Below are 21,663 nucleotides of genomic sequence, written 5' to 3'. Positions count from 1 at the left end.
CAGCACGGCATCGGAGCACGCGTGCCGACCGGGCGCGCTACACGAGCTTGTAGACGATCGATCCACCCACGGTGGTCGCCGTGTAATGCGCCGCCACCCAGGTACCGATCTCGGACTTCCCGCCGCCGGGGCCGAATCCGCCGGACGCGATGTAGTACGAGACCTTCCCGTCCTTCACCCACTGCTGGAACTGCGCGAGGGTGGGTGCGGGATCGGAGCCGGTGAAGCCGCCGAGGGCGATCACCGGTCGGCCCGAGGTCAGCTGCAGCGTGCCCTGGCTCTGCGAGCCGCTCACCGCCGCCGCCCACTGGGTCGTCGTGCCCTTGAGCAGCGTGACCAGCTCGGTGTTCGCCCTGCTCCCGCCGCCGGGACCTCCCGCGCCGCCCTTCTCACCGACCGATCCGCCGGCCGACGGTCCACTGCTCGACGGTGCGACGCTCGACGGTGCGCCGGCCCCCTCCGACGGTCGCGTGCGGTCGCCACGGTCCCCGTCCCGACCGCCGAACCCACCGAACCCGTTGCCCGACTTCGCCGTCTGCACGGCCGTCGGGATACCGCCGCTGTGCGCGGTGCCCGCCGTCGACACGGAGAACGCCGCGGTCGCGACGCCGCCGGCGAGGAGCGCGAGCACCAGCGCGGAGGCGACGGCCCGTCGACCGCCCCGACGCGTGACGACGAGCGCGACGACGGCGAGCACCGTCAGCGCCCCGACGACCACCCCGAGCACGGGCCACGCGTACCCGGTCCGCCAGGCGCGGATCACGCCCCAGCCACCCGCCGCGACCACCAGCCCGGCCAGCGCGAGGCTGCCCGGCACCGTCGACCTGCGGCTCCAGGCGACGGCCGCACCGCCGCCCACGAGCACCGCGATCGCCGGGGCGAGTGCCACCGTGTAGTACGGGTGCACCGTGCCGCTCATGTACGAGAACACCAGGCCGGTCACCACGAGCCAGGTGCCGAAGACGGTGAGCCCCAGCGCGAGGTCGCGCTCCAGACGACGCCGCGCCACCAGCACGAGACCGATCGCGAGCACGAGCAGTGCAGCGGGCAGCAGCCAGGAGATCTCGTTGCCGAACTCGTTGCTGAACAGGCGGGCGAGGCTCGGCGTGCCGCCGAACGAGGTGCCCGTGGCCCCGTTGCCACCCGGCCCGCCGCCCCCACCGAAACCGCCGGAACCGGAGCCCCCACTGTTCCCGACGATCCGCGCCAGCCCGTTGTAGCCGAGCACGAGGTCCATGAAGGTGCCGTCCGTCGACCCGCCGATGTACGGACGCGAGGACGCCGGCCAGAGGACCGTCAGGAGCACGTACCAGCCGGACGCGACGACGACCGCCACGACGCCGATCGCCAGGTCGCGGGCGCGCCGGAGCCACGAGGTCTGCGCGAACAACAGGTAGGCGAGGCCGAAACCGGGTAGCACCAGCAGGCCCTGGAGCATCTTCGTCAGGAAGGCGAAGCCGAGGAGGGCGCCGCACGCCATCAGCCAGCGCCACGACGCCGCCTGGCAGGCCCGCACCGTGCAGTAGGCGGCAGCGGTCATGAGCAGCACCAGCAGGGCGTCGGGGTTGTTGAACCGGAAGATCAGCACGGCCGCCGGCGTCAGCGCGCACACCGCGCCGGCCAGAAGTGCGCCGCCCGTGGCGATGCGCCCGGGGACCGAACCGAGCAGGCGTCGCGTCGTCAGGTACACCAATCCCACGGTGCCGACGCCCATCAGCGCCTGCGGCAGCAGGATCGACCAGGACGAGAGCCCGAAGACCCTGACGAACAGGCCGGTCACCCACAGCGCCGCGGGCGGCTTGTCGACGGTGATCACGTTGCCCGGATCGAGCGAGCCGAAGAGCCAGGCCTTCCAGCTCAGCCCGCCGGCCTGCGCCGCCGCCGCGTAGAACTCGTTGCCGTATCCGTTGATCGACAGGTTCCAGCAGTACAGCAGCGCAGTGGCGGCGAGCAGTGCGGTCACGGCACAGCGCCGTGGAGTCATGTACTTCACGGAAGCCACCCTCGCGGGCGGAACTGGGCGGCCCCGGGCCTGAGCCTGGGAGGTGGCTGTGAGGCCCTACCGGGGCCCGTCGCCCCCGGCACCGTCGGCGCGGTCCGACGGTGCGCCGTCGCCCTTGCCGAGCGCGGCCCCGTCGGCCTCGATCCCGGCGTGGTCCGTGCCGCCGGCCTCGTCGCCCTCGCCCGGCGCCTCGTCGTCGAAGGACTCCGGCAGGTTCTTGACGTGCTTGTTCATGGAGCGGATGAGCAGGAAGGTCACCGCCAGCAGCGCGACGATCACCGCGAGCCCGAGGGGGCCGGACTTGCCGAACTCGGGGCCCTTGGGCTTCTGCGGGTCGGCGACGAGGACCGCCACGTCGGAGGCCAGCTGCAGGAGCGGTGTCATCACAGGTCGATTCCGCTGAACAGGTCCTTCTCGGGCATCCTGCTGCTCACCACGGTCTTGGCCAGCTCGTACTCCTCGGTGGGCCACAGGCGCTGCTGCCACTCCATCGGCACCACGAAGAAGGGCCCGTTGGGGTCGATCTGGGTGGCGTGGGCGCGGAGCGCGTCGTCACGGACCGGGAAGTACTCGCCGCACTCGACCTGCGTGGTCACGCGGGCCATCATGTCGTTCTTCTCGTCCTTCCACCGGGCGAGCCACTCGGTGTAGGGGTTCTCGAGGCCGTTCTTCTCGAACTCGTCGGCGAAGGCCTGGAACTTGCCGCGCAGGAATCCGTGGCTGTAGTAGACCTTCGAGATCTGCCAGGGCTCGCCGGCGTCCGGGAACTGCTCGGGATCCGCGGCCGCCTCGTACGCCGCCATGGAGACCGTGTGGGTCATGATGTGGTCCGGGTGCGGGTAGCCGCCGTTCTCGTCGTACGTGATCATCACGTGCGGGCGGAACTCGCGGATCAATCGCACCAGCGTCTCCGTCGGCACCTCGACCGGCTCGAGCGCGAAGCAGCCCTCCGGCAGCGGGGGCAGCGGGTCGCCCTCGGGCAGTCCCGAGTCGACGTAGCCGAGCCAGCGGTGCTCGACGCCCAGGATCGCCGCGGCCTTGGCCATTTCCTCGCGCCGGACCTCCGGGAGCCGGTCCTGGATCCCGGCGACGTCCATCGCCGGGTTGAGGATGTCTCCCCGTTCGCCGCCCGTGAACGTCGCGACCAGCACGTCGTTCCCCTCGGCCGCGTACCGCGCCATGGTTGCGGCGCCCTTGCTCGACTCGTCGTCCGGGTGCGCGTGAACGGCGAGGAGGCGGTATCCGGTCATGCCGTCCAGTGTCCACGATCCGCGCTGCCGCGCGCGCGCCGGGTGCACCCGACCGGGCACGCGCTGCGCGAGCGGGCGGGCACGCCCCGCGCGAGCGGACGGGCGCGGGCACCGCGCGGGCCGGTGGGCCGCCGCCATCGGGTGTGATTCGATGGATGCCATGTCGACCGCCCGCGTCCGCCCTTCCGATCGTTACCCCGACGAGCGCGATCCCGCCCGCGCTCGCCGGATCGGCGCCATCGGGCTGGTCGTGGTCGTGATCCTCGGTGTGCTCATCGCGTGGTTGGGGTATCAGAAGTTCTCCCGCCAACCCGTGACGGGCGAGACCGCGGGGTACAGCGTGCTCTCGGATTCGGCCGCGGAGGTCCAGGTCACCGTCACGCGGACGGACCCGTCGAAGGCGGTCAGCTGCGTCGTCTACGTCAAGAACAAGGCGGGCGACGAGATCGGTCGCCGCGAGTTCTACGTCGCCCCGTCGCCGGACACCGTCGTCGTGGTGAGCAGTGAGGTGCGCACCACCGAGCCGCCCGCCGTCGGCGATGTCTTCGGTTGCGGAACGGACGTGCCCGCGTATCTTGACCGTCCGTGAGCACTGACAACACATCCAAGTCTGGGCAGCCGGCCCGCAATCGCGCGCGGCCGGCGTTCGCCTCCGTCTCCAGCCACTACTTCCCCGCCCTCGTCGGCCTCTTCGTCGGCGTGATGATCATCAGCAACATCACCGGCACCAAGGCCGTGCTGTTCGCCCCGTCGTTGCACCTCGAGTTCCTCGGCCTGAAGATCGACGGCATCGCCACCGACGGCGCCTTCTACCTCTTCCCCCTCGCCTACGTCCTCGGCGACGTGATCTCGGAGGTGTACGGCTTCCGCGCGATGCGCCGGGTGATCCTCACCGGTTTCGCGATCCTCGCGCTGGCCGCCCTGTGCTTCTGGATCACCACCACCCTCCCCGCCGCCCCCGGCTGGCCCAACGACGAGGCCTTCCGGACCGTGGCCGGCGTCGTCCCGCGGTTCCTCGTCGCGGGCCTGGCCGGCTACCTCGTGGGTGAGTTCATGAACTCCTGGGTGCTGGTACGCATGAAGGCCTGGACGGGCGAGAAGCACCTCTGGTCCCGTCTGCTCGGATCGACGGTGGTCGGCGAGTTCTTCGACACCCTGGTGTTCTGCTCGATCGCCGCCCCGGCCCTCGGGTTCACCAGCCCCGGCCAGTTCCTCAACTACATGATCCTCGGTTTCGTGTGGAAAACGCTGGTCGAGATCGTGATCATGCCGTTCAGCTACGCCCTCTGCGGGTTCCTCAAGCGACGCGAGCCCACCTACCAGCAGGCATTGCTGGCGACCTGATCCGCCCAACCCGCTTGCCGCTTTCGTGCTAGGGTGGGCGGATACACGGTTCCGCATGGAGCCGTGTATTGCTGCATTTGCGGGCCCCGGGCACCGTTCCAGGGCCGGCTCGGCTGCGGAACGATCGCCCCGCGCCGGGCCCCGCCGACTACGACGAAGGACAGAGAAATGACGGACACTCAGGTGACGTGGTTGACCCCCGAGTCCCACGAGCGCCTCAAGAACGAGTTGGACGCGTTGATCGCCAACCGCCCCGTCATCGCCGCCGAGATCAATGAGCGCCGCGAAGAGGGCGATCTCAAGGAGAACGGCGGCTACCACGCCGCGCGCGACGAGCAGGGCCAGCAGGAGGCGCGCATCCGCCAGCTGCAGGAGCTCCTCAACAACGCGAAGGTCGGCGAGGCGCCCACCCAGTCCGGCGTGGCGCTTCCCGGCTCGGTCGTGAAGGTGTACTACGACGGTGACGAGAAGGACGTCGAGACCTTCCTCATCGCCACCCGCGAGGAGGGCGCGCAGGAGAACGAGCTGGAGATCTACTCCCCGAACTCCCCGCTCGGCGCGGCGCTCATCAACGCGAAGGTCGGCGACACCCGCGAGTACACCATCCCCAGCGGCGCCACCGTCAAGGTCACGCTGGTCAGCGCGGAGCCCTACCACTCGTAGGTCCCGCTCCGGCCTCGCAAAAGCGGGCCCGTCCCCTCGGGGGCGGGCCCGCTTTCGGCATGCGGGGCGAGGGAATCCGCGAGCGGCTACCCTGCGCGGGTGCGGAGCAGCTGGCTGACGGTGACGAAGGCGTACCCCTGGTCGGAGAGCGCCGTCATCGCGCGGTCGAGCGCGGTCGCGGACGAGACGAAGGTGTCGTGCAGCATCACGATCTGCCCGGGCTTCATCCCCATCAGTACCTGCGTGAGGCCGTCGGGATCGGCCTGGTAGTTGTAGTCCATCGAGTCCAGGTCCCACAGGACCTGCGTGAGCCCCAGGCGCTTGCCGGCGTCCACGACCGACGGCGAGGTGTGCCCGCCCATCGGCCGGAACAGCGTGGGCGTACTGCCCACGGACGTGCGGATCGCGTCGTTGGTCTGCTGCAGCTGAGCCGTCTCGTCGGCGTCCGACAGGGTGGTCATGTCGGGCTGCGTCCAGGTGCCGTTGGCCACCTCGTTCCCCGTGCCCGCGATCGCGGTCATGATGTCGGGGTTCAGGTTGACCTGCGCGCCGGTGACGAAGAACGTGCCCTTGCCGCCGTGCGCGTCGAGGGTCTGCAGGAACTGCCGCGTCACGGGGCCGGGGCCGCCGGAGAAGGTCAGCGCCACGCACTTGCTCTTCGCGCAGTCCACGCTGCCGTCCGGTAGCAGGACGGGCTTGGTCACCGAGCGCGCTTGCGCCTGCGCCGCCGGAGTGGGCGAGGTCGGACCACTCGGGGCACCGCCGCCCTGGCCCGACGGTGCGCCGCTCCCCCCACCGCTGCCGGCCGCGGGCTTGGGCGGCGCCGCGGGTGCCGGCGTCCCGGGCACGGTGGGCTGCGGCTTGGCCGCCGCGCTGGGCGGCGGAACGACGACGGTCATCGTGGCCGGCGCGGGCGGGGACGGAACCGGGGCGGTCTGCCCGGGGGGCAGCGCGCCGGGGTTGACGCCCGAACCGGGTGCGGCCGAGGCGCCCGACGGTGCCGAGGGCAACGGATCGAAGGTCAGGCTCGACCCTGCGCGGTTGGTACCGGTGCCGGTCACACCGCATCCGACCGCGACGGCCGCCGCGATCGCGAGGGCACTCCCCGCGACCGCGTAATTGCGGACCTTTCGGCTCTGATTGGGCCTCAAGAACTCACTCCAGCCACTTGTGTCATGTTCTACAACAAGGGCCACATTAGTCCCATGAACCCTGAAGGGGAAGTCGAAGGTTCAGATGGTGACCGAGTCGTTACGCCCGAGCGGGCCCCGGTCCGGCGCCGAATAGAATCGCGATCGTGCCGCCATGGGGATCGAGGAGACGTCGGTGAAGCTGGTGTACCTGCACGGCGTCGGGAGCGGCGATGCCGGCGGCAACTGGCTCACCGGCCTCAACTTCGGCCTGCAGCACATCGGCGCCGCCCCGGTCACCGCCGCCGACGTGCTCGCGCCCCGGTACTCCGACCACCTCCACGGCCTGCGTCCCGCCGTCGACCATCCCGCCATCACCTACACCGAGCAGGACGACGCCGATGCCCGCCAGGCGTTCGCCGCCCGGCAGGCACGACTCGCCGAGCGCATCCGCCGCTTCGAGGGCGTGCGCGGCCTGGCGTTCAACGACGTACCGAAGGGGCTGGTCGATCGTGTGCAGACGATCGGCCTCGACCACGCCGTGCTGGGCGCGCTCAAGCAGGTGCAGAACTACCTGACCGATGAGGGCGTTCGCGCGACCGTCCTGCAGCACATCCTCGATGTGCTCCCCACCGACGACGGCGAGATCGTCCTCGTCGGCCACAGCCTGGGCAGCATCATCGCCATCGACCTCCTCGACCACCTCCCGCCCGACCTTCATGTCCGGCGCTTCGTCACCATCGGCAGTCCCGGCGGCAACGAGACGCTGCACCGGGCCCCCGACCGGATCCTCCGGCGCTTCCCCCATTCCCGGGTGGGCGACTGGTCGAACTTCATCGATCCGCTCGATCCTGTCACCGCGGGCCGAGGGCTGTCGGACGTCTTCCCCGAGGCGAACGACTTCTGGATCGGCGGCAGCGCAGGCCATCTCGCGAGCATGTACACCTCGCACCCCGCGTTCGCGACCATCATCGACGACGCGCTGCAGCGCACCGTCGACGCCGAGGGGGCGCGACCGCGTCCGCGGCTCAGCGACGCCGATGCCGGGACCCTGCTCACGCTCGCCTACCTCGGCGTGATGAGCGAGAGCGTCGCCGGCAGTGCCGCCCGGGAGAAGCTCGACGGGGTCGTGAGCATGCTGCGGCGCAGCTACGTCGAGGAGATCGAGCACCGCGTCGGCGAGTTACCGCCGGAACTGGCTGAACTGGTCGCGGGGAACATGCCGGAGCTCCCCGCTCGCTGGACCCTGCGCGACGCGGTGACCCAGGTCGTGCAGCTCGCCTACTCGGACCTGGTCGCGCCGTACGGCATCGACATCACGGACGCGGCGATCGACGCGATCCCCACGATCCTGCGCCGGCTGGGCTTCCCGGACGCCGTCGGCGAGCAGGTCCGCGCCGGGGTCCGCAGGGTCGACGACCGGCTCGGCCCGAAACCCCTGTTCCGCACGCGGACCCGGCTCGCCCTCATCGCGACAGCCGGCATCCTGGTCGCTGCCGGCCCGCTGGGCGTGGGCGTGCGCAGGGCACCGGGAACGACCGGGACCGGCGCGGTGCGGACCGGACTCGCCGGGTTCGGGCCCGGCGGAGTCGCCGGTGGAGTCGCAGCGGTCGGCGGGCTCGCGCTGGCCGGCGTCGTCACGGCGATCACCGCCCTCGCCCGCCCCGGCTCGTACGCGGTCTTCGCCGATCCGACCGCGGTGCGGGTCCAGGTCGCGATCGCACAGTGCTTGCGCGATCTCGGCGTCGCCGAAAGCCCTGCGCCGGCCGCCACCGGCCGGGAACACCTCGGACGCGCAAGCGGCGCCCAAACGGGCGGCAAGGTCTGAGCCGGACGATCGAGTGGTGGTGAACACCTACCAGGCGCCGTTGCGACAGCGGAATCCGGCCGCGTTCGTCGCCGTCGCCGCCACCTCGGCGATCGCCTTCGTGCTCGTCGTCGCCGTCGCCGCACTGGCCGCCGCGTTCGGGATGCTCCTGCTCCTCGCCCACGCGCTGTCCGACCCTCTCGTGCACGACCGCCACGACGAGGGGTCGGTGCGATTCCGGGCGAGCCTGTTCAGCAGGGACAGCGCGCCCGGCAAGGACATGAGCGACTCCATGTGCCGGCGGATCCTGGGGTCGTTCGACGCCCGCGACCGGTGGTATCCGCCGGGCCGATGGCTCGTCGGTGCGGTCACCATCGCGGGCGACGACGCGACGGTCGCCGTGACACACCCCGTCACGGCGGGTGCCGATCGGGAGACGACGACGACCGTGCGCTTCCGCTACGAGGGCGGACTCTGGCAGTACTGCGGGGTCAGCTGAACGCGTTCTCCAGGTCCGCGATCAGATCGCCGATGTCCTCGATACCGACCGACAGCCGCACGAGGTCCTCGGGCACCTCGAGCTGCGAACCCGCGGTGGAGGCGTGGGTCATGGCCGCCGGGTGCTCGATGAGCGACTCGATGCCGCCCAGCGACTCGGCGAGCGTGAAGATCTCGGTCCGCGCGCAGAACCGCTGCGCCGCCTCGCGGCCGCCGGCCAGCCGCACCGAGATCATGCCGCCGAAGCGCTTCATCTGCTTGGCGGCGACGGCGTGGTTCGGGTGGCTGTCCAGGCCCGGGTAGAGCACCGTCGACACCTCCGGGCGCCCGGAGAGGAACTCGACGACCCGCTCCGCGTTGTCGCAGTGCCGGTCCATGCGCACGCCGAGAGTCTTGATGCCGCGCAGCGCCAGGTACACGTCGAACGGGCCGGGCACCGCGCCCGCACCGTTCTGCAGGAACGCGAAATCGGTGTCGAGCTGCTCGTCGTTGGTGATCAGTGCGCCGCCGACGGTGTCGCTGTGGCCGCCCAGGTACTTCGTCACCGAGTGCAGCACCACATCGGCGCCGAGCGTGAGCGGCGTCTGCAGGTAGGGGCTCGCGAAGGTGTTGTCCACCACCAGCTTCGCGCCGGCGTCGTGCGCGACGCCGGCGAGGGCCTCGATGTCGCCGATGTTGAGCAGCGGATTGGTGGGCGTCTCGATCCACACCAGCTTGGTGTTCGGGCGGATCGCCGCGCGCACCGCGTCGACATCGTTGATCGGCGCGGGGGTGTGCTCGATCCCCCACTGCGAGAAGACCTTGTCGATGAGACGGAAGGTGCCGCCGTAGGCGTCGTCGGGGATGACGAGGTGATCGCCGGGGCGCAACGCGGCGCGCAGCATGCAATCGGTGGCGGCCATGCCGGATGCGAAGCCGCGGCCGAAGGTTCCCTCCTCGATCGCGGCGAGGTTCGCCTCGTACGCGCGGCGGGTCGGGTTCCCGGTGCGGGCGTACTCGTAGCCGCCGCGCATTCCGCCCACACCGTCCTGGGCGAAGGTGGAGCTGGCGTAGATCGGTACGTTGACCGCGCCGGTCAGCGGATCGGGCTCGTAGCCGGCGTGGATCGCCCGGGTCGAGAAGCCCTGCGCCGCGTGCTTGTCGATCGCGCTCTTCTGCTCACTCATGATCGAGGCCCTTTCTACTTGCCGTGGGAGAGGTAGTTCAGCACGTCGTGCCGGGTGATGACGCCGACGGGCTTGCCGTCGTCGATCACCATCAGCGCGTCGGACTCGCGGAGCGCGGCGTTGGCCGCCGAGATCGGCTCTCCCGCACCGATGAGCGGGAAGGCCGGGCCCATGTGCTTGCTCACCGGATCGGCCAGTTCGGCGCGGCCCTCGAAGACCGCGGAGAGGAGCTCTCGCTCGGTGACCGCGCCCGCGACCTCGCCCGCCATGATCGGCGGCTCGGCGCCCACGACGGGCATCTGCGAGACGTTGTACTCGGCGAGGATCTCGATGGCGTCGCGGATGGTCTCCGACGGATGGGTGTGCACCAGGTCGGGGAGCTCGCCCTTCTTGCCGCGCAGGATGTCGCCGACGAGGGCCTCCTGCTCGTTGGGATCCAGCGGCGCGCGCAGGAAGCCGTAGCTCGACATCCACTTGTCGTTGAAGATCTTCGAGAGGTAGCCGCGGCCACCGTCGGGCAGAAGGACGACGACGACGGCCTCGGGATCCCGCTCCGCGACGCGCAGCGCGGCGACGACGGCCATGCCGCACGAGCCGCCGACGAGCAGCCCCTCCTCGCGGGCGAGGCGACGGGTCATCTCGAAGGAGTCGGCGTCGGAGACGGCGATGATCTCGTCGGGGATGTCGGGGTCGTAGGCGGTGGGCCAGAAGTCCTCGCCCACGCCCTCGACGAGGTACGGGCGGCCCGTGCCGCCGGAGTAGACCGAGCCCTCGGGGTCGGCGCCGACGACCTTGACCTTCCCGCCGGACACCTCCTTGAGGTAGCGGCCGGTGCCGGTGATGGTGCCGCCGGTGCCGACGCCCGCCACGAAGTGGGTGATCCTCCCCTCGGTGTCGCGCCAGATCTCGGGGCCGGTGGTCTCGTAGTGCGAGGCGGGGCCGTTGGGGTTGGAGTACTGGTTCGGCTTCCAGGCGCCGGGGATCTCGCGGGTGAGCCGGTCGGAGACGTTGTAGTACGAGTCCGGGTGCTCGGGCGCCACGGCGGTGGGGCACACCACGACCTCGGCGCCGTAGGCCTTGAGGACGTTGCGCTTATCCTCGCTGACCTTGTCCGGGCAGACGAAGACGCACTTGTAGCCGCGCTGCTGCGCGACGATCGCGAGGCCGACGCCGGTGTTGCCGGAGGTCGGCTCGACGATCGTGCCGCCGGGCTTCAGCTCCCCCGACTCCTCCGCGGCGTCGATCATCTTCACCGCGATCCGGTCCTTGCTGGACCCGCCGGGGTTGAGGTACTCGATCTTGGCCGCGACCAGGCCGGATCCGGGCTTCACCACGGAGTTGAGTCGCACCAGTGGGGTGTCGCCGATCAACTCGCTGACGTGTCCTGCGATACGCATGCCTCCATCGTCCCAGAACGGCCCGGCCCGCCTCACGGCCGGTGCCCGGGTCGGGCAGTAGATTGGCACTCATGGGGTACTCCCGAAGCCGCATGACGCGCGACGCGCTGTACACCTCGGCCGCCGCGGTCGGCGGCGCCGGAGCCACCTGGGGCGCCTACGCCCTGCTCACCAAGCAGGCGCGCACCGCGCGCACCGTCATCCCGCACCGCACCGACAAAGCACCGTCGAAGGACGGGATCTACTCCCCCGGCACCGCCGTCGTCGAGCGGCCCGGGCCGCACCACGTCGCGGACGTGAGCCTCATGGTCTTCGGGGATTCCACGGCCGCCGGTCTCGGGGTCGACGATGCCGAACACACGCCCGGCGTGCTCCTCGCGCGCGGCGTGGTGGCCGAGACGGGTCGCACCGTGCGGCTCGCGGTCAAGGCGATCGTCGGAGCGACGTCGAAGGGCCTCGCGGCACAGATCGAGGCCGCGTTCATCGCCAAGCAGATCCCGGACGTGGCGGTGATCATCGTGGGCGCGAACGACGTGACGGCGCTCAACGGCTTCGAGGCCTCGGCACGACGCCTGGGCGCGGCGGTGGCGCAGCTGCGCGGCGCGGGCGCCGAGGTGGTGGTGGGCACCTGCCCGGACATCGGCGTGGTGCAGGCGATCCCGCAGCCCCTGCGGTCGGTGATCCGGAGGTACGGCCTGCAGCTGGCGGCGCGGCAGCGCGCGTACGTGCTCGACGCGGGCGGCCGTCCCGTGCCCTTCGCCGACACCCTGACCCCCGAGTTCCTCGAGGCACCCGAGCGGATGTTCTCGCCGGACAACTTCCACCCGTCGGCTGCCGGCTACGAGCTGGCGGCGCGCCTGCTCCTCCCCGAGGTCCTCGCGGCGATCGGCGAGTGGCACGGTCCGTTGCCGTCGCCGCCGGAGGTCTCCGAGGCTGCCGACGCGAACGGTCTGACGGCACGTTTGACCCGGGTCCTGCACCGCGCCTGACGGCCCCGCAGACGCCGAACGCCCCACAGCCGGGGCTGCGGGGCGTTCGGACTGGGATACTACTAGTCGCGGCCGTAGAAGTAGCTCAGCAGGCGCAGGATCTCGACGTACAGCCAGACCAGGGTGACGGTCAGGCCGAGGGCCACGCCCCACGCCGCCTTCGACGGTGCGCCGGCGCGGATCAGCTGGTCCGCCTGGTCGAAGTCCAGCAGGAAGCTGAACGCCGCGATCGCGATGCACACCAGCGAGAAGATGATCGCCATGGTGCCGCCGCCGCGCAGCGGGTTGTCTCCGGTGAACAGGTAGAGAACCATGTTGCCGAGCGACAGGACCAGCACGCCGATCATGGCGCCGACCAGCATGCGGGTGAAGCGGGGCGTGACGCGGATGGCGCCGGTCTTGTAGACCACCAGCATGCCGATGAACACGCCGACGGTGCCGAGCACGGCCTGGCCGATCAACGCACCCGCGCTGATGTTCCCACTGACGTTGAAGGTGATCACCTTCGAGATCGAGCCCACGAACAGGCCCTCGAACGCGGCGTAGGCCAGCACGATGGCCGGGTTGTCCTGCTTACGACCGAAGCTGGCGACGAGCACCAGCACGAGGCCACCGAGGGCGCCCACGATCATGAGCGGCATGGCCAGGCTCAGGCTCTGGGAGATCAGCGCGAACGCGGCGATCGCGAAGACGATGAGCACGCCCAGCGTGGACGCGGTCTTGGTGACCACGTCGTCGATGGTCATGGACCGCGTTCCCGCACCCTGCTGGTACGGGGCCTGCGGCGACTGCTGGTACTGCATGCCCTGGGCGGCGCCCGCGGCGCCCATGCCCATGTTCATGCCCTGCTGGTAGCCCTGCTGCGGGTACCCCTGTTGGGGATAGCCCTGCTGCTGCGGGTAGCCCGCGGGCGCACCCGCCTGGCGGGTGTCCTTCGTCAGCCCGCGGAAGATCGGGTTGCTGCTCTCGCGCACCGTGGGGTCCTTTCCCTGGTCGTGCACCTACATGTCGTTCAACGAACGGGCCGACGCTTGCGTTCCCGCTGTCGACCGTTCTTTACGAACAGCTTAACCATCTCCCGGCTCTCCCGCAGGATCCTCACGCCGCGGGACGATCCAGCAGGTCGTACAGGCGCCGGCGCAGCTCGTCACGGGGCACGACGGACTCCACCGCGGCCAGCGACTCCGCATCGTCGCTGCGCAGCACACCGAGCACGACATGGGCGCCGTCGATGCTGCGATCCTTCCTGTTCACAGCCTCGCGGAGCGCGAGCTGCAGCGACCTCTTGGCGCCGGGCCCGAAGGGGATGTTTCCCGCGCGGAACCGCTTGCGAATGGGACGCAGAACGTCGAAACCGAAGCGCTCCGACACCGCGTCCGCGACGGCCGCCACGTCGATGCCGATCCCCTTGAGCGCGTCGGCATCCTGATCGGTCAGCACTCGCCCCACGTCCGCCGCGCGCACGGCGTCGACGGTGAGCCCGACCTCGCCGAGCTCGCTCTGCAGTTCCCCGTCGACGGTGCCGAGCACACCGAGCAGCAGGTGCGTGGGGGTGATCCGGTCGGCGCCCGCGTCGCGCGCCTCCTCCTGTGCGAGCACGACCGCGACGCGGGCGCTCCTGGTGAACCGTTCGAACATGATGTTCCCGCTTCCCGGCTACTTGCCGTACTTCTTGTGCACAGCTTGGCGACTGACCGCGAGGTGTTCCGCGATGTCCTGCCAGGACCATCCGAGGTTCCGGGCGTTGGACACCTGGACCGCCTCGAGCTGGTCGGCCAGCTTCCGCAGTGCGACGACGGCCCGGAGCCCCTCCGCGGGGTCCCGTGATGCCGCCGATCCGACGAGGGTGGGTGGTGAGCTCACGTTCGTCAATCTACGTTGACACAGTCCGGCTGTCAACGCATGTTGACAGGTTTGACGGTGCGCCGCGCGCTACGCTTTTCCCCGCGCCCCCATAGCCCAATTGGCAGAGGCAGCAGACTTAAAATCTGCGCAGTGTCGGTTCGAGTCCGACTGGGGGCACCGCACTTCCACCCCAACGACTGCCTTGAACACTACGGGGTGGGCGAAACTGGGCTGATGGAAAGCACCCGAGATCGAATCGCGTGGCTCACCACGATCAGAGCCGACGGCTCGCCACATACGACTCCGGTCTGGTTCGTACTCACCGCCGACCCCACGTTCTGGATCGCGAGCGCCAGCTCGAACATCAAGGTCGGGAACATCAGACGCGATCCGCGAGTATCCATCGCAGTGGACGGCTCAGGGGCGACACCGCTCGTCGCCGAGGGGCGAGCCCGCATTCATGACGATCTCAGCAACTGCACCGAGGCCACCTCTCTCCTCCGAAGGAAGTACGGCGGGTGGGATGCAGAAGATGGATCCGTCGACGGCGTCAGGGTACTGATCGAGATTCCCGTGCATCGCTGGCTGTCAGCGGTCCCGACCACGGGATGGATCGCTACGTGACCTCGAGGGACGGAGCCTCGCCGGCCTGACACTGGAGATGTTCGTCGTGACGTTTCACAGCAACCGTCATCGCGCCACCCGGTAGTGCACGAACTCGACGCCGCAGTCGAAGGTGCGGGAGCCCATCCGCTCGAGCGCGGTCATCCGCCCTTGCTGCGGGAAATAGGGAGTTCCGCCGCCGACCAGCACCGGGTACACCCGGACGCGGTACTCGTCGATGAGTCCCAGCCGGGCGGCCTCCGCGGCGAGGCCTGCACCACCGACGCCGATGCCGCCCTCGCCCGGCTCGGCGCGCAACCGCGCGATCTCCTCCGCCGGATCGCCGTCGGCGAGGCGGGTGTTGGCGCCGTGCACCTCGGTGAGCGTGCGCGAGAAGACGACCTTGGGGAGCGCCTTCCACAGCGCGGCGAAGACGCGCTCGTCGGCGTCGAGCGGCTGGGTCTCCTCGGCGGTGTCCCAGTACAGCATCGTCTCGTACAGCTTCCGTCCCATCAGGTGCACATCCAGCCCGCGGACCTCGTCGGTGGCGAACCGGAACACCTCCTCGTCGGGCTGGGACCAATCGAAGGTGCCGTCCGGCCCCACGATGTACCCGTCCGCCGACGTGCTCAGGGAATAGGTCACGCTGCGCATCAGCGATTCACCACCTCGTCGTGAACGTCTTCGGTCGCCTGCATTCTCCACCGTTTCGGTCCGGAAAGCGGCGCTGCGCGTGAAGATTCCTGCACAGCCGCCGAACCGGGAGGAAATCATGGAGGTCACCGACGATATCGGGACGACTCTCGCCGCATTCACGACCGGCCCCCTGATCGCGGTCGCCACAGCGTGGTTCTTCAGTGCCGTGATAGCCGGCGTGATCGCGGAGATCCGTGGCCGAAGCGGCTTCGGCTTCTTCTTCACCACCCTGTTCTTCCTCGGTCCGCTCGGGCCGGGATTCGCCCTCGTCGCACCCCGCGAGGACCGGGGACGCCCCGTCGCGCCGCGCCCGGGCACCGTCGACGTCCGTCCGGTCATGGAGGGCCGGCGGCGTTTCACGTGCCCCCGTTGCGGCGCTGCGAACGACATCCCCGAGGCTCATACCTCCTACGATTGCTGGCGCTGCGACGAACACCGGAAGGTCCGCCCGGCCTGACCGACACGCGCCGCGACCGTCACTCGGATCGTTCGGCTCCGATCGAGACGGGGAGCCCGGTGCGGTACGGCGGCGCGACGTCGTTCTCGTCGAAGGCGCGCAGGATCCGGCGCCGCAGCTCGCGCTCGACCGCCCATTGACGGTTCGCCCGCACCCGCACCGTCAACCGGATGCTCACACGGTCGGCGGTGGCACCGTCGACACCCAGCATGTCGGGGGCGCCGAGCACGTCCTCCGACAGCGGCTCCTCACCCACAGCCTCCAGAGCGGCCTCGAGCGCGACGCGGCAGGCGAGGTCCACGTCGGCGGAGTACGAGATGGGCAACTGCAGGAAGGCGACCGCGTAGTCCTGACTGAAGTTGGCCACGCGCATGATCTCTCCGTTGCGCACGTACCAGAGCGTTCCCTGGACGTCGCGCACCGTCGTGATCCGCAGGCCCACGGTCTCGACGGTGCCCGTCACCTCACCGACGTCCACGACGTCACCGACGCCGTACTGATCCTCGACCAACATGAAGATGCCGGAGATGAAGTCTCGCACCAGGTTCTGTGCACCGAAGCCGAGGGCGACACCCACGACGCCGGCCGACGCGATGAGCGGCGCCACGTTCACCCCGAGGATCGCCAGCGACTGGATGACGACCCAGATCAGCACGAGGAAGGACACCGCGGACTTCAGCACCGAGCCGATGGTCTCGGCCCGCTGTGCCCGCCGGGCGCGGTTCTCCCGATCCCGTTGCGCCTTACCGGGATCGTCGACGGTGCGCCGCCGCACCGCAGGGATCTTCCCGCCGCCGAGTCTGCCCAAGCCGAATCGTCGTGGGGCGGTGTCCTCTCCGCGGCGGTTGCCGCGGACGAGCCGGTCGATCCCCCGATGCAGCATGAAGCGCACCACGATGGCGAGGACGACGTACAGGCCGATCTCCAGGGGCCTGTGGATCAACCACTGTCGTCCGTTCTCACTGAGTTGCAGAGCCAGGTCGGACATGCCCCCGACGGTACGGACGCTCGCGTGACACGCAAGTTCCGCCAACGGCGGCTGGGCGGATCAGTGTTGGTGAACCACGTCGTAGACCACCTTAAGCACGCCGTTCGGGTACGCCTCCGATTCCCGCAGGCGCAGCGCGGTGGCGTCGCGGTCCGCGCGCCCGAAGATGCTCTTGCCCGCACCGAGGAGGTACGGGAAGACGAGGAGGTTGTACCGGTCGATGAGACCGGCGTCCGCGAGGTTCCGGGCGAGCTCGGGGCTGCCGTGGATGAAGATCGAGCCGCCCTCGGACTCCTTCAGCGCGGCGACATCGGCGGCGGAGCGCAGGATCGTCGTCTCGCCCCAGCCGTCCACGAGGTCGCCCTCGCCGATCGTCGTGGAGGCGACGTACTTCGGCAGGTCGCGGTAGGCAGCGTGGTCCCCGGACCGCGGCCACACCGCGCCGAACGCCTCGTAGCTGCGCCGCCCGAACAGCAGCGCGGTGGTCTCCCCCAGCTCTTCGCCCTTGAGCGAGAAGGCATCCGGCAGGAACTCGTGCCGCGCGACCCAGCCGCCGCTGCGGTGGCCCTCGACGGTCCCGCCGGGCGAGTCCGCAACCTCGTCGAGGGTGATGAAGCCGGTGTAGACCAGTTCGCGTGCCATGCCGATCACCCTAATCGCCGATCCGCGCCGCGATCACCCGAGTTGCCAACCGCGCGGGCTCGGGTACCCTCAGGGACGTCGAAGGACATCCGGACGAGGCGCACCGTACCCGGCCAGCGAAAAGACGGTGCGAACCTGAGGAGGTTCGCATCATGGCATGGATCGTTCTCGTTGTATCCGGTGTTCTCGAGGCCGTCTGGGCCACCGCGCTCGGCAAGTCCGAGGGATTCTCCCGCCTCACACCGTCGATCGTGTTCGGCGTCGCTCTCATCGCCAGCATGGGCGGGCTCGCGTACGCGATGCGAGAGTTGCCGGTCGGCACCTCGTACGCCGTGTGGGTCGGCATCGGCGCCACCCTCACCGTCGTCTACGCGATGGTCACCGGCGCGGAATCCGCGTCGCTGGTCAAGGTCGTCTGCATCATGGCCATCGTGGGCGGCGTCATCGGGCTCAAGCTCGCCCACTGACGCCGCCGGACCCGTGCCGGCGCCCACCGGCGCTCAGGCCGCGCGGACGGCCAGCCGGTTGCCGGGATCCAGCACGCGGTCGACGGTGCCGTGCCGCGCCTCGGCGCGGCGCACCGCGGTCTCCCACTGCTCCGGGTCGCCGAGATCGGCGACCAGGGCGTAGACATCGCCCGACAGCACGGAGACCACGTCGCGGAAGTTCGATCCGACGGCCGTGACTCGGGTCCCGGAACAGCACAGGTCACTCACCAGGCGGGCTGTCGCATCGGTGCCGTCCAGCACCACGATCACGCCCTCCGCAGCAACGTTCTTCATCTCCGACTCCCTTCGCCGTACGCAGATGACGTTAGGCGACGAAACCTCCCCGCGCGCTGCCGCGAGGCTGTGAGTTCGTCAACAGTGCGTTAATTCGCGGGGGCGGCGTCGGCGAGCCCCATGGCGACGCCGTCCAGGATGTCGTGCTCCGACACGACCAGCTCGGTGACGCCGACCGCGGCGAGCCGCTCGGCGAGGCGCAGCGCGACCAGCGCACCGCCGCCGATCACGTCGGCGCGGCCGGGGTGCATGGGGCCCAGCGCGAGTCGCTCAGCGGCGGTCATCCGCACCAGGCGCCGGCAGAGGACGCCGAGGTCGCTGAGCGGAACTCGTGCGCCGTGGATCCGGACGGGGTCGTACTCGTCGAGGCCGAGCGCGAGCGCGGCCAGCGTGGTGAAGGTGCCGGCGACGCCGATCCAGGTGCGCACGCCCTCGAGCGGCACGACGGCGGTCGCCCCGTCGAGCGCGGCGTCGATGTGCAGGGTCGCCTCGGCGACCTCGGCGGGAGGCGGCGGATCGGTGTGCAGCGCGCGCTCGGTGATCCGCACGCAGCCGATGTCGGCCGAGAACGCATGTGCCACGGCGCCACCGGACCCGACCACCAGTTCCGTCGATCCGCCGCCGAGATCCACGACGAGCGCAGGATCCACGGACGCGAGCCCTACCGTGGCCCCGCGGTACGACAGTTCGGCCTCCTCGTTCCCGGGAATCACCTCGGCCCGTGCACCGGGCGTGATCCGCCCCAGGGCGGCGGCGGTGAGCTCGAGGAAGACCTCCCGGTTCGATACGTCGCGGGCGGCGGAGGTCGCGACCATGCGCACCCGCTCGGCGCCGAGATCCACGGCCGTGGTGACGTACTCGTCCAGCGCGACACGGACCCGCTCGAGCGCCTCGGCGGCGAATTCGCCGGTCGCGTCCACGCCCTGGCCGAGGCGGACGATCCGCATCTCCCGGTGCAGCTCCACGAGCCCGGCGGCGCCCGGCTCCGAGCGCGCCACGTAGAGGCGAATACTGTTGGTGCCGCAGTCGATCGCCGCGACGACGCCCGCGAAGGACGAGCTCACCGGCCGCCCCAGGGGAACTGCGGCTCGGGCCAGTCGGCGGGGACAGCGGTGCCGCACAGGCCGGCTGCGGCGGCGAGGGCCACGGCTTCGTCGCCCAGGCGGACGACGCCGGGCCCCTCGGCGAGCGCGTACGCGATGAGGACGTGCAGGCACTTCACCCGGTCCGGCATGCCGCCGCCGGTGAAGTCGGTTCCCAGGTCCTCCAACGCGTTCCGCGACTCCAAATAGTGTCGGTGGGCGGCGCGGTAGTTCTCGGCGATCGACTCGTCGGCGGCGAGCAGCGCCTCCATTTCGCGCATGATGCCCGCGCTCTCCTGCCGGCTCGCCTCGGCCGTGAGCCGCGGATCCGTCAGGTAGTACAGCGTCGGGAAGGGCGTACCGTCGGGCAGCCGCGGCGCGGTCTTGACGACGGCGGGCTCGCCGTCGGGCGTGCGGTACGCGACGGCGAGGACGCCGCGCGGGGCGCGGCCCAACTGCTCGGCGACCCGGTCCAGGTCCGCCTGGGCGACAACGGATCCATTCATCAGTGCGGCACCGCGATCGTGCGCCAGACATTGGTGTACCACGGGTTCTGCTTGGCCTGTTCCGCCTCGACCTGTTCGATCGAAGGCGCAGGCGCCCCGGGCACCTGCACGCGGTACGGCGTCTCCCCCGGCATCACGTACTGGAGCCGGATCCTGGCCTGCGCCTTGATGTACTCGGGATCGTCCTGCAACCGCTTCTGCTCCTCGAGCCGCGCGATGTCCGAGAGCAGCTGCGCGTGCTCGGCGGCCACCTTGTCCTCGCGCGCCTGCTCGGACAGGTACGTCCGCACGGGCACCGCGAGGGTGAGCGCCAGGACGCACAGCACCAGGAACAGCACGACGGTGCGCCCCGCACTCCGTCCATCCGAACGGCCTTCGCCGCCGGACGGGGTTCGCACGAGGCGGGACCTGCTGCTCACGGTGCTGTGCTCCTTCTGCTCTGGCTATCGATCGGTCAGCTGTTGAACTCGAAGCGCGGGAACGCGGTGTCGCCGGCGTACCGCGCCGCGTCGCCCAGCTCCTCCTCGATGCGCAGCAGCTGGTTGTACTTGGCGACGCGCTCGCTGCGGGCCGGGGCTCCGGTCTTGATCTGACCGCTGCCCACCGCGACCGCGAGGTCGGCGATGGTGGTGTCCTCGGTCTCGCCCGAACGGTGGCTCATCATCGACTTGTAGCCGTTGTTGTGCGCGAGCGCGACGGCGTCCAGGGTCTCCGTCAGGGTGCCGATCTGGTTGACCTTCACCAGCAGCGCGTTCGCGGCGCCGCGGGCGATGCCGTCCTCGAGGCGCTCCGGGTTGGTGACGAACAGGTCGTCGCCGACGAGCTGCACCTTGTCGCCGATGGCGTCGGTGAGGTCGACCCAGCCCTCCCAGTCGTCCTCGGACAGCGGATCCTCGATCGAGACCAGCGGGAACTCCCCGACCAGGCCGCGGTAGAACTCGCCCATCTCGGCGGCGCTGAGCACCTTGCCCTCGAACTTGTAGCCCTCGGGGGTGTAGAACTCGGTGGCCGCGACGTCCAGCGCGAGCGCCACGTCGGAGCCCAGCTTCAGGCCGGTCTTGCCGATGGCCTCGGAGATCAGGTCGAGCGCCTCACGGGTGCCGGCGACCGACGGGGCGAAGCCGCCCTCGTCGCCGAGGCCGGTGTTCAGGCCCTTGCTCTTGAGCACCGACTTGAGCGAGTGGTAGACCTCGGCGCCCCAGCGCAGCGACTCCTTGAAGGTCTCCGCGCCGATCGGCGCGACCATGAACTCCTGCACGTCCACGCCGCTGTCCGCGTGCGCGCCGCCGTTGAGGATGTTCATCATCGGCACGGGCAGGATGTGCGCGTTCGGGCCGCCCAGGTAGCGGAACAGCGGCAGCGCGGCGGACTCGGCGGCTGCCTTCGCGGCGGCCAGCGAGACACCGAGCAGCGCGTTCGCGCCGAGGCGGCTCTTGTCCGGGGTGCCGTCCAGGTCGAGCAGGGTCTGATCGATGATCCGCTGCTCGTCGGCGGGGATGCCGATCACCTCGGGCGCGATGACCTCGAGCACGCCCTCGACGGCCTTCGTCACGCCCTTACCCAGGTAGCGGTCGCCGCCGTCACGCAGCTCCACGGCCTCGTGCTCACCGGTGGACGCGCCGGACGGCACCGCCGCGCGGGCGAAGCTGCCGTCGGCCAGAACGATCTCCACCTCGACCGTGGGGTTGCCACGGGAGTCGAGGATCTCGCGGGCGCCTACCTGGATGATTTCGGACACGGTCTCTCCTTATGCACTGGCCGAGCTCGGGGGCAACTCACCGGCAAGCCTAGTGCCCGGCGGTCGTGACACGAAGCC

At 70.3% G+C, this 21,663-nt stretch carries 26 protein-coding genes, 1 tRNA gene and 1 riboswitch; of the genes, 10 read left to right on the top strand and 17 right to left on the bottom strand.

What is annotated here, in order from left to right:
• Positions 1-37: 37 nt before the first annotated feature.
• The 3 genes from AXK60_RS23660 to mca all read right to left on the bottom strand — a co-directional run bounded on the left by AXK60_RS23660 (position 38) and on the right by mca (position 3,252).
• Positions 38-1,984, bottom strand: a complete 1,947-nt coding sequence (locus tag AXK60_RS23660) for an ArnT family glycosyltransferase (RefSeq protein ID WP_068575327.1) — start codon at positions 1,982-1,984, stop codon at positions 38-40.
• A 75-nt stretch (positions 1,985-2,059) separates the two neighbouring features.
• A complete protein-coding gene (locus tag AXK60_RS23655; RefSeq protein WP_068982572.1) occupies positions 2,060-2,386 on the bottom strand; it encodes a hypothetical protein in 327 nt (108 codons plus the stop codon).
• On the bottom strand, positions 2,386-3,252 hold the full coding sequence (gene mca / locus AXK60_RS23650; RefSeq protein ID WP_068575326.1) for a mycothiol conjugate amidase Mca: 867 nt from the start codon (positions 3,250-3,252) through the stop codon (positions 2,386-2,388). The genes AXK60_RS23655 and mca overlap by 1 nt, the downstream gene beginning before the upstream one ends.
• Before the next feature lie 160 nt (positions 3,253-3,412).
• Between mca and AXK60_RS23645 the strand changes: the two genes are divergently transcribed.
• The 3 genes from AXK60_RS23645 (at position 3,413) to greA (ending at position 5,259) form a co-directional block, all read left to right on the top strand.
• Positions 3,413-3,841, top strand: coding sequence for a DUF4307 domain-containing protein (locus AXK60_RS23645; protein WP_068747026.1), 429 nt, complete (start codon positions 3,413-3,415; stop codon positions 3,839-3,841).
• On the top strand, positions 3,838-4,596 hold the full coding sequence (locus AXK60_RS23640; protein ID WP_068574969.1) for a queuosine precursor transporter: 759 nt from the start codon (positions 3,838-3,840) through the stop codon (positions 4,594-4,596). Before AXK60_RS23645 ends, AXK60_RS23640 begins: the two co-directional genes overlap by 4 nt.
• A 168-nt stretch (positions 4,597-4,764) precedes the next feature.
• Positions 4,765-5,259: a transcription elongation factor GreA gene (gene greA / locus AXK60_RS23635; protein WP_068574968.1), complete on the top strand. Its 495-nt coding sequence runs from the start codon at positions 4,765-4,767 to the stop codon at positions 5,257-5,259.
• An 86-nt stretch (positions 5,260-5,345) separates the two neighbouring features.
• Here the strand turns inward: greA and AXK60_RS23630 are convergent, their stop codons facing one another.
• Positions 5,346-6,410: a polysaccharide deacetylase family protein gene (locus AXK60_RS23630; RefSeq protein ID WP_139058111.1), complete on the bottom strand. Its 1,065-nt coding sequence runs from the start codon at positions 6,408-6,410 to the stop codon at positions 5,346-5,348.
• Positions 6,411-6,564: 154 nt separating this feature from the next.
• Between AXK60_RS23630 and AXK60_RS23620 the strand changes: the two genes are divergently transcribed.
• Entirely contained in the window at positions 6,565-8,217 is a 1,653-nt protein-coding gene (locus AXK60_RS23620; RefSeq protein WP_068574965.1) for an alpha/beta hydrolase family protein, read from the top strand.
• A 16-nt stretch (positions 8,218-8,233) separates the two neighbouring features.
• Complete coding sequence (locus AXK60_RS23615; RefSeq protein ID WP_139058110.1) at positions 8,234-8,695, top strand: hypothetical protein; 462 nt, start codon at positions 8,234-8,236, stop codon at positions 8,693-8,695.
• Here the strand turns inward: AXK60_RS23615 and AXK60_RS23610 are convergent.
• Positions 8,688-9,860 (bottom strand): cystathionine gamma-synthase, encoded by a 1,173-nt coding sequence (locus AXK60_RS23610; RefSeq protein ID WP_068574963.1) that lies wholly within the window; start codon positions 9,858-9,860, stop codon positions 8,688-8,690. The two genes, AXK60_RS23615 and AXK60_RS23610, sit on opposite strands and share 8 nt — an antisense overlap.
• Before the next feature lie 14 nt (positions 9,861-9,874).
• The gene (locus AXK60_RS23605) at positions 9,875-11,257 is read right to left on the bottom strand and encodes a cystathionine beta-synthase (protein WP_068574962.1); all 1,383 of its coding nucleotides are present in this window, start codon (positions 11,255-11,257) and stop codon (positions 9,875-9,877) included.
• Between the two features lie 71 nt (positions 11,258-11,328).
• On the opposite strand from AXK60_RS23605, the gene AXK60_RS23600 reads away from it, so the two are divergent.
• Entirely contained in the window at positions 11,329-12,246 is a 918-nt protein-coding gene (locus tag AXK60_RS23600) for an SGNH/GDSL hydrolase family protein (protein ID WP_068574961.1), read from the top strand.
• Positions 12,247-12,308: 62 nt separating this feature from the next.
• Here AXK60_RS23600 and AXK60_RS23595 read toward each other — a convergent pair whose 3' ends face one another.
• The 3 genes from AXK60_RS23595 to AXK60_RS23585 form a co-directional block, all read right to left on the bottom strand.
• The gene (locus AXK60_RS23595; RefSeq protein WP_068575325.1) at positions 12,309-13,220 is read right to left on the bottom strand and encodes a Bax inhibitor-1/YccA family protein; all 912 of its coding nucleotides are present in this window, start codon (positions 13,218-13,220) and stop codon (positions 12,309-12,311) included.
• Between the two features lie 124 nt (positions 13,221-13,344).
• On the bottom strand, positions 13,345-13,884 hold the full coding sequence (locus AXK60_RS23590) for a Clp protease N-terminal domain-containing protein (RefSeq protein WP_068574960.1): 540 nt from the start codon (positions 13,882-13,884) through the stop codon (positions 13,345-13,347).
• A gap of 18 nt (positions 13,885-13,902) precedes the next feature.
• Positions 13,903-14,109, bottom strand: a complete 207-nt coding sequence (locus AXK60_RS23585) for an RNA polymerase subunit sigma-70 (RefSeq protein WP_068574959.1) — start codon at positions 14,107-14,109, stop codon at positions 13,903-13,905.
• A gap of 85 nt (positions 14,110-14,194) precedes the next feature.
• Between AXK60_RS23585 and AXK60_RS23580 the strand changes: the two genes are divergently transcribed.
• Positions 14,195-14,268 (top strand) — tRNA-Leu (locus AXK60_RS23580).
• Complete coding sequence (locus AXK60_RS26025; protein WP_244881160.1) at positions 14,242-14,715, top strand: TIGR03618 family F420-dependent PPOX class oxidoreductase; 474 nt, start codon at positions 14,242-14,244, stop codon at positions 14,713-14,715. The genes AXK60_RS23580 and AXK60_RS26025 overlap by 27 nt, the downstream gene beginning before the upstream one ends.
• A gap of 66 nt (positions 14,716-14,781) precedes the next feature.
• Here AXK60_RS26025 and AXK60_RS23575 read toward each other — a convergent pair whose 3' ends face one another.
• Positions 14,782-15,348, bottom strand: coding sequence for a dihydrofolate reductase family protein (locus AXK60_RS23575; RefSeq protein ID WP_068574958.1), 567 nt, complete (start codon positions 15,346-15,348; stop codon positions 14,782-14,784).
• 118 nt (positions 15,349-15,466) lie between these two features.
• Between AXK60_RS23575 and AXK60_RS23570 the strand changes: the two genes are divergently transcribed.
• Positions 15,467-15,847: a hypothetical protein gene (locus AXK60_RS23570; protein WP_068574957.1), complete on the top strand. Its 381-nt coding sequence runs from the start codon at positions 15,467-15,469 to the stop codon at positions 15,845-15,847.
• Positions 15,848-15,866: 19 nt separating this feature from the next.
• On the opposite strand, the gene AXK60_RS23565 is transcribed toward AXK60_RS23570, so the two are convergent.
• Both AXK60_RS23565 and AXK60_RS23560 read right to left on the bottom strand, forming a co-directional pair.
• Positions 15,867-16,835: a mechanosensitive ion channel family protein gene (locus AXK60_RS23565; protein ID WP_068574956.1), complete on the bottom strand. Its 969-nt coding sequence runs from the start codon at positions 16,833-16,835 to the stop codon at positions 15,867-15,869.
• 60 nt (positions 16,836-16,895) lie between these two features.
• A complete protein-coding gene (locus AXK60_RS23560; protein WP_068575324.1) occupies positions 16,896-17,477 on the bottom strand; it encodes a dihydrofolate reductase family protein in 582 nt (193 codons plus the stop codon).
• Between the two features lie 72 nt (positions 17,478-17,549).
• Positions 17,550-17,611: riboswitch (guanidine-III (ykkC-III) riboswitch) on the top strand.
• Positions 17,612-17,629: 18 nt separating this feature from the next.
• Here AXK60_RS23560 and AXK60_RS23555 point away from each other — a divergent pair.
• Positions 17,630-17,944, top strand: a complete 315-nt coding sequence (locus tag AXK60_RS23555) for a DMT family transporter (protein ID WP_068574955.1) — start codon at positions 17,630-17,632, stop codon at positions 17,942-17,944.
• 33 nt (positions 17,945-17,977) lie between these two features.
• On the opposite strand, the gene AXK60_RS23550 is transcribed toward AXK60_RS23555, so the two are convergent.
• From AXK60_RS23550 to eno, 5 genes are all read right to left on the bottom strand, one after another.
• Complete coding sequence (locus AXK60_RS23550) at positions 17,978-18,259, bottom strand: hypothetical protein (protein ID WP_068574954.1); 282 nt, start codon at positions 18,257-18,259, stop codon at positions 17,978-17,980.
• Between the two features lie 89 nt (positions 18,260-18,348).
• Positions 18,349-19,323 (bottom strand): Ppx/GppA phosphatase family protein, encoded by a 975-nt coding sequence (locus AXK60_RS27460; protein ID WP_068574953.1) that lies wholly within the window; start codon positions 19,321-19,323, stop codon positions 18,349-18,351.
• On the bottom strand, positions 19,320-19,847 hold the full coding sequence (locus AXK60_RS27455) for a DUF501 domain-containing protein (RefSeq protein ID WP_068574952.1): 528 nt from the start codon (positions 19,845-19,847) through the stop codon (positions 19,320-19,322). Before AXK60_RS27455 ends, AXK60_RS27460 begins: the two co-directional genes overlap by 4 nt.
• On the bottom strand, positions 19,847-20,266 hold the full coding sequence (locus AXK60_RS23535) for an FtsB family cell division protein (protein WP_082778214.1): 420 nt from the start codon (positions 20,264-20,266) through the stop codon (positions 19,847-19,849). The genes AXK60_RS27455 and AXK60_RS23535 overlap by 1 nt, the downstream gene beginning before the upstream one ends.
• Positions 20,267-20,301: 35 nt before the next feature.
• Positions 20,302-21,585 (bottom strand): phosphopyruvate hydratase, encoded by a 1,284-nt coding sequence (eno, locus tag AXK60_RS23530; protein ID WP_068574950.1) that lies wholly within the window; start codon positions 21,583-21,585, stop codon positions 20,302-20,304.
• Positions 21,586-21,663 lie beyond the last annotated feature (78 nt).

Source organism: Tsukamurella pseudospumae, from assembly GCF_001575195.1.
GTDB classification, from domain to species: Bacteria; Actinomycetota; Actinomycetes; order Mycobacteriales; family Mycobacteriaceae; genus Tsukamurella; species Tsukamurella pseudospumae.
This window is presented reverse-complemented; position numbering and strand designations above follow the sequence as displayed.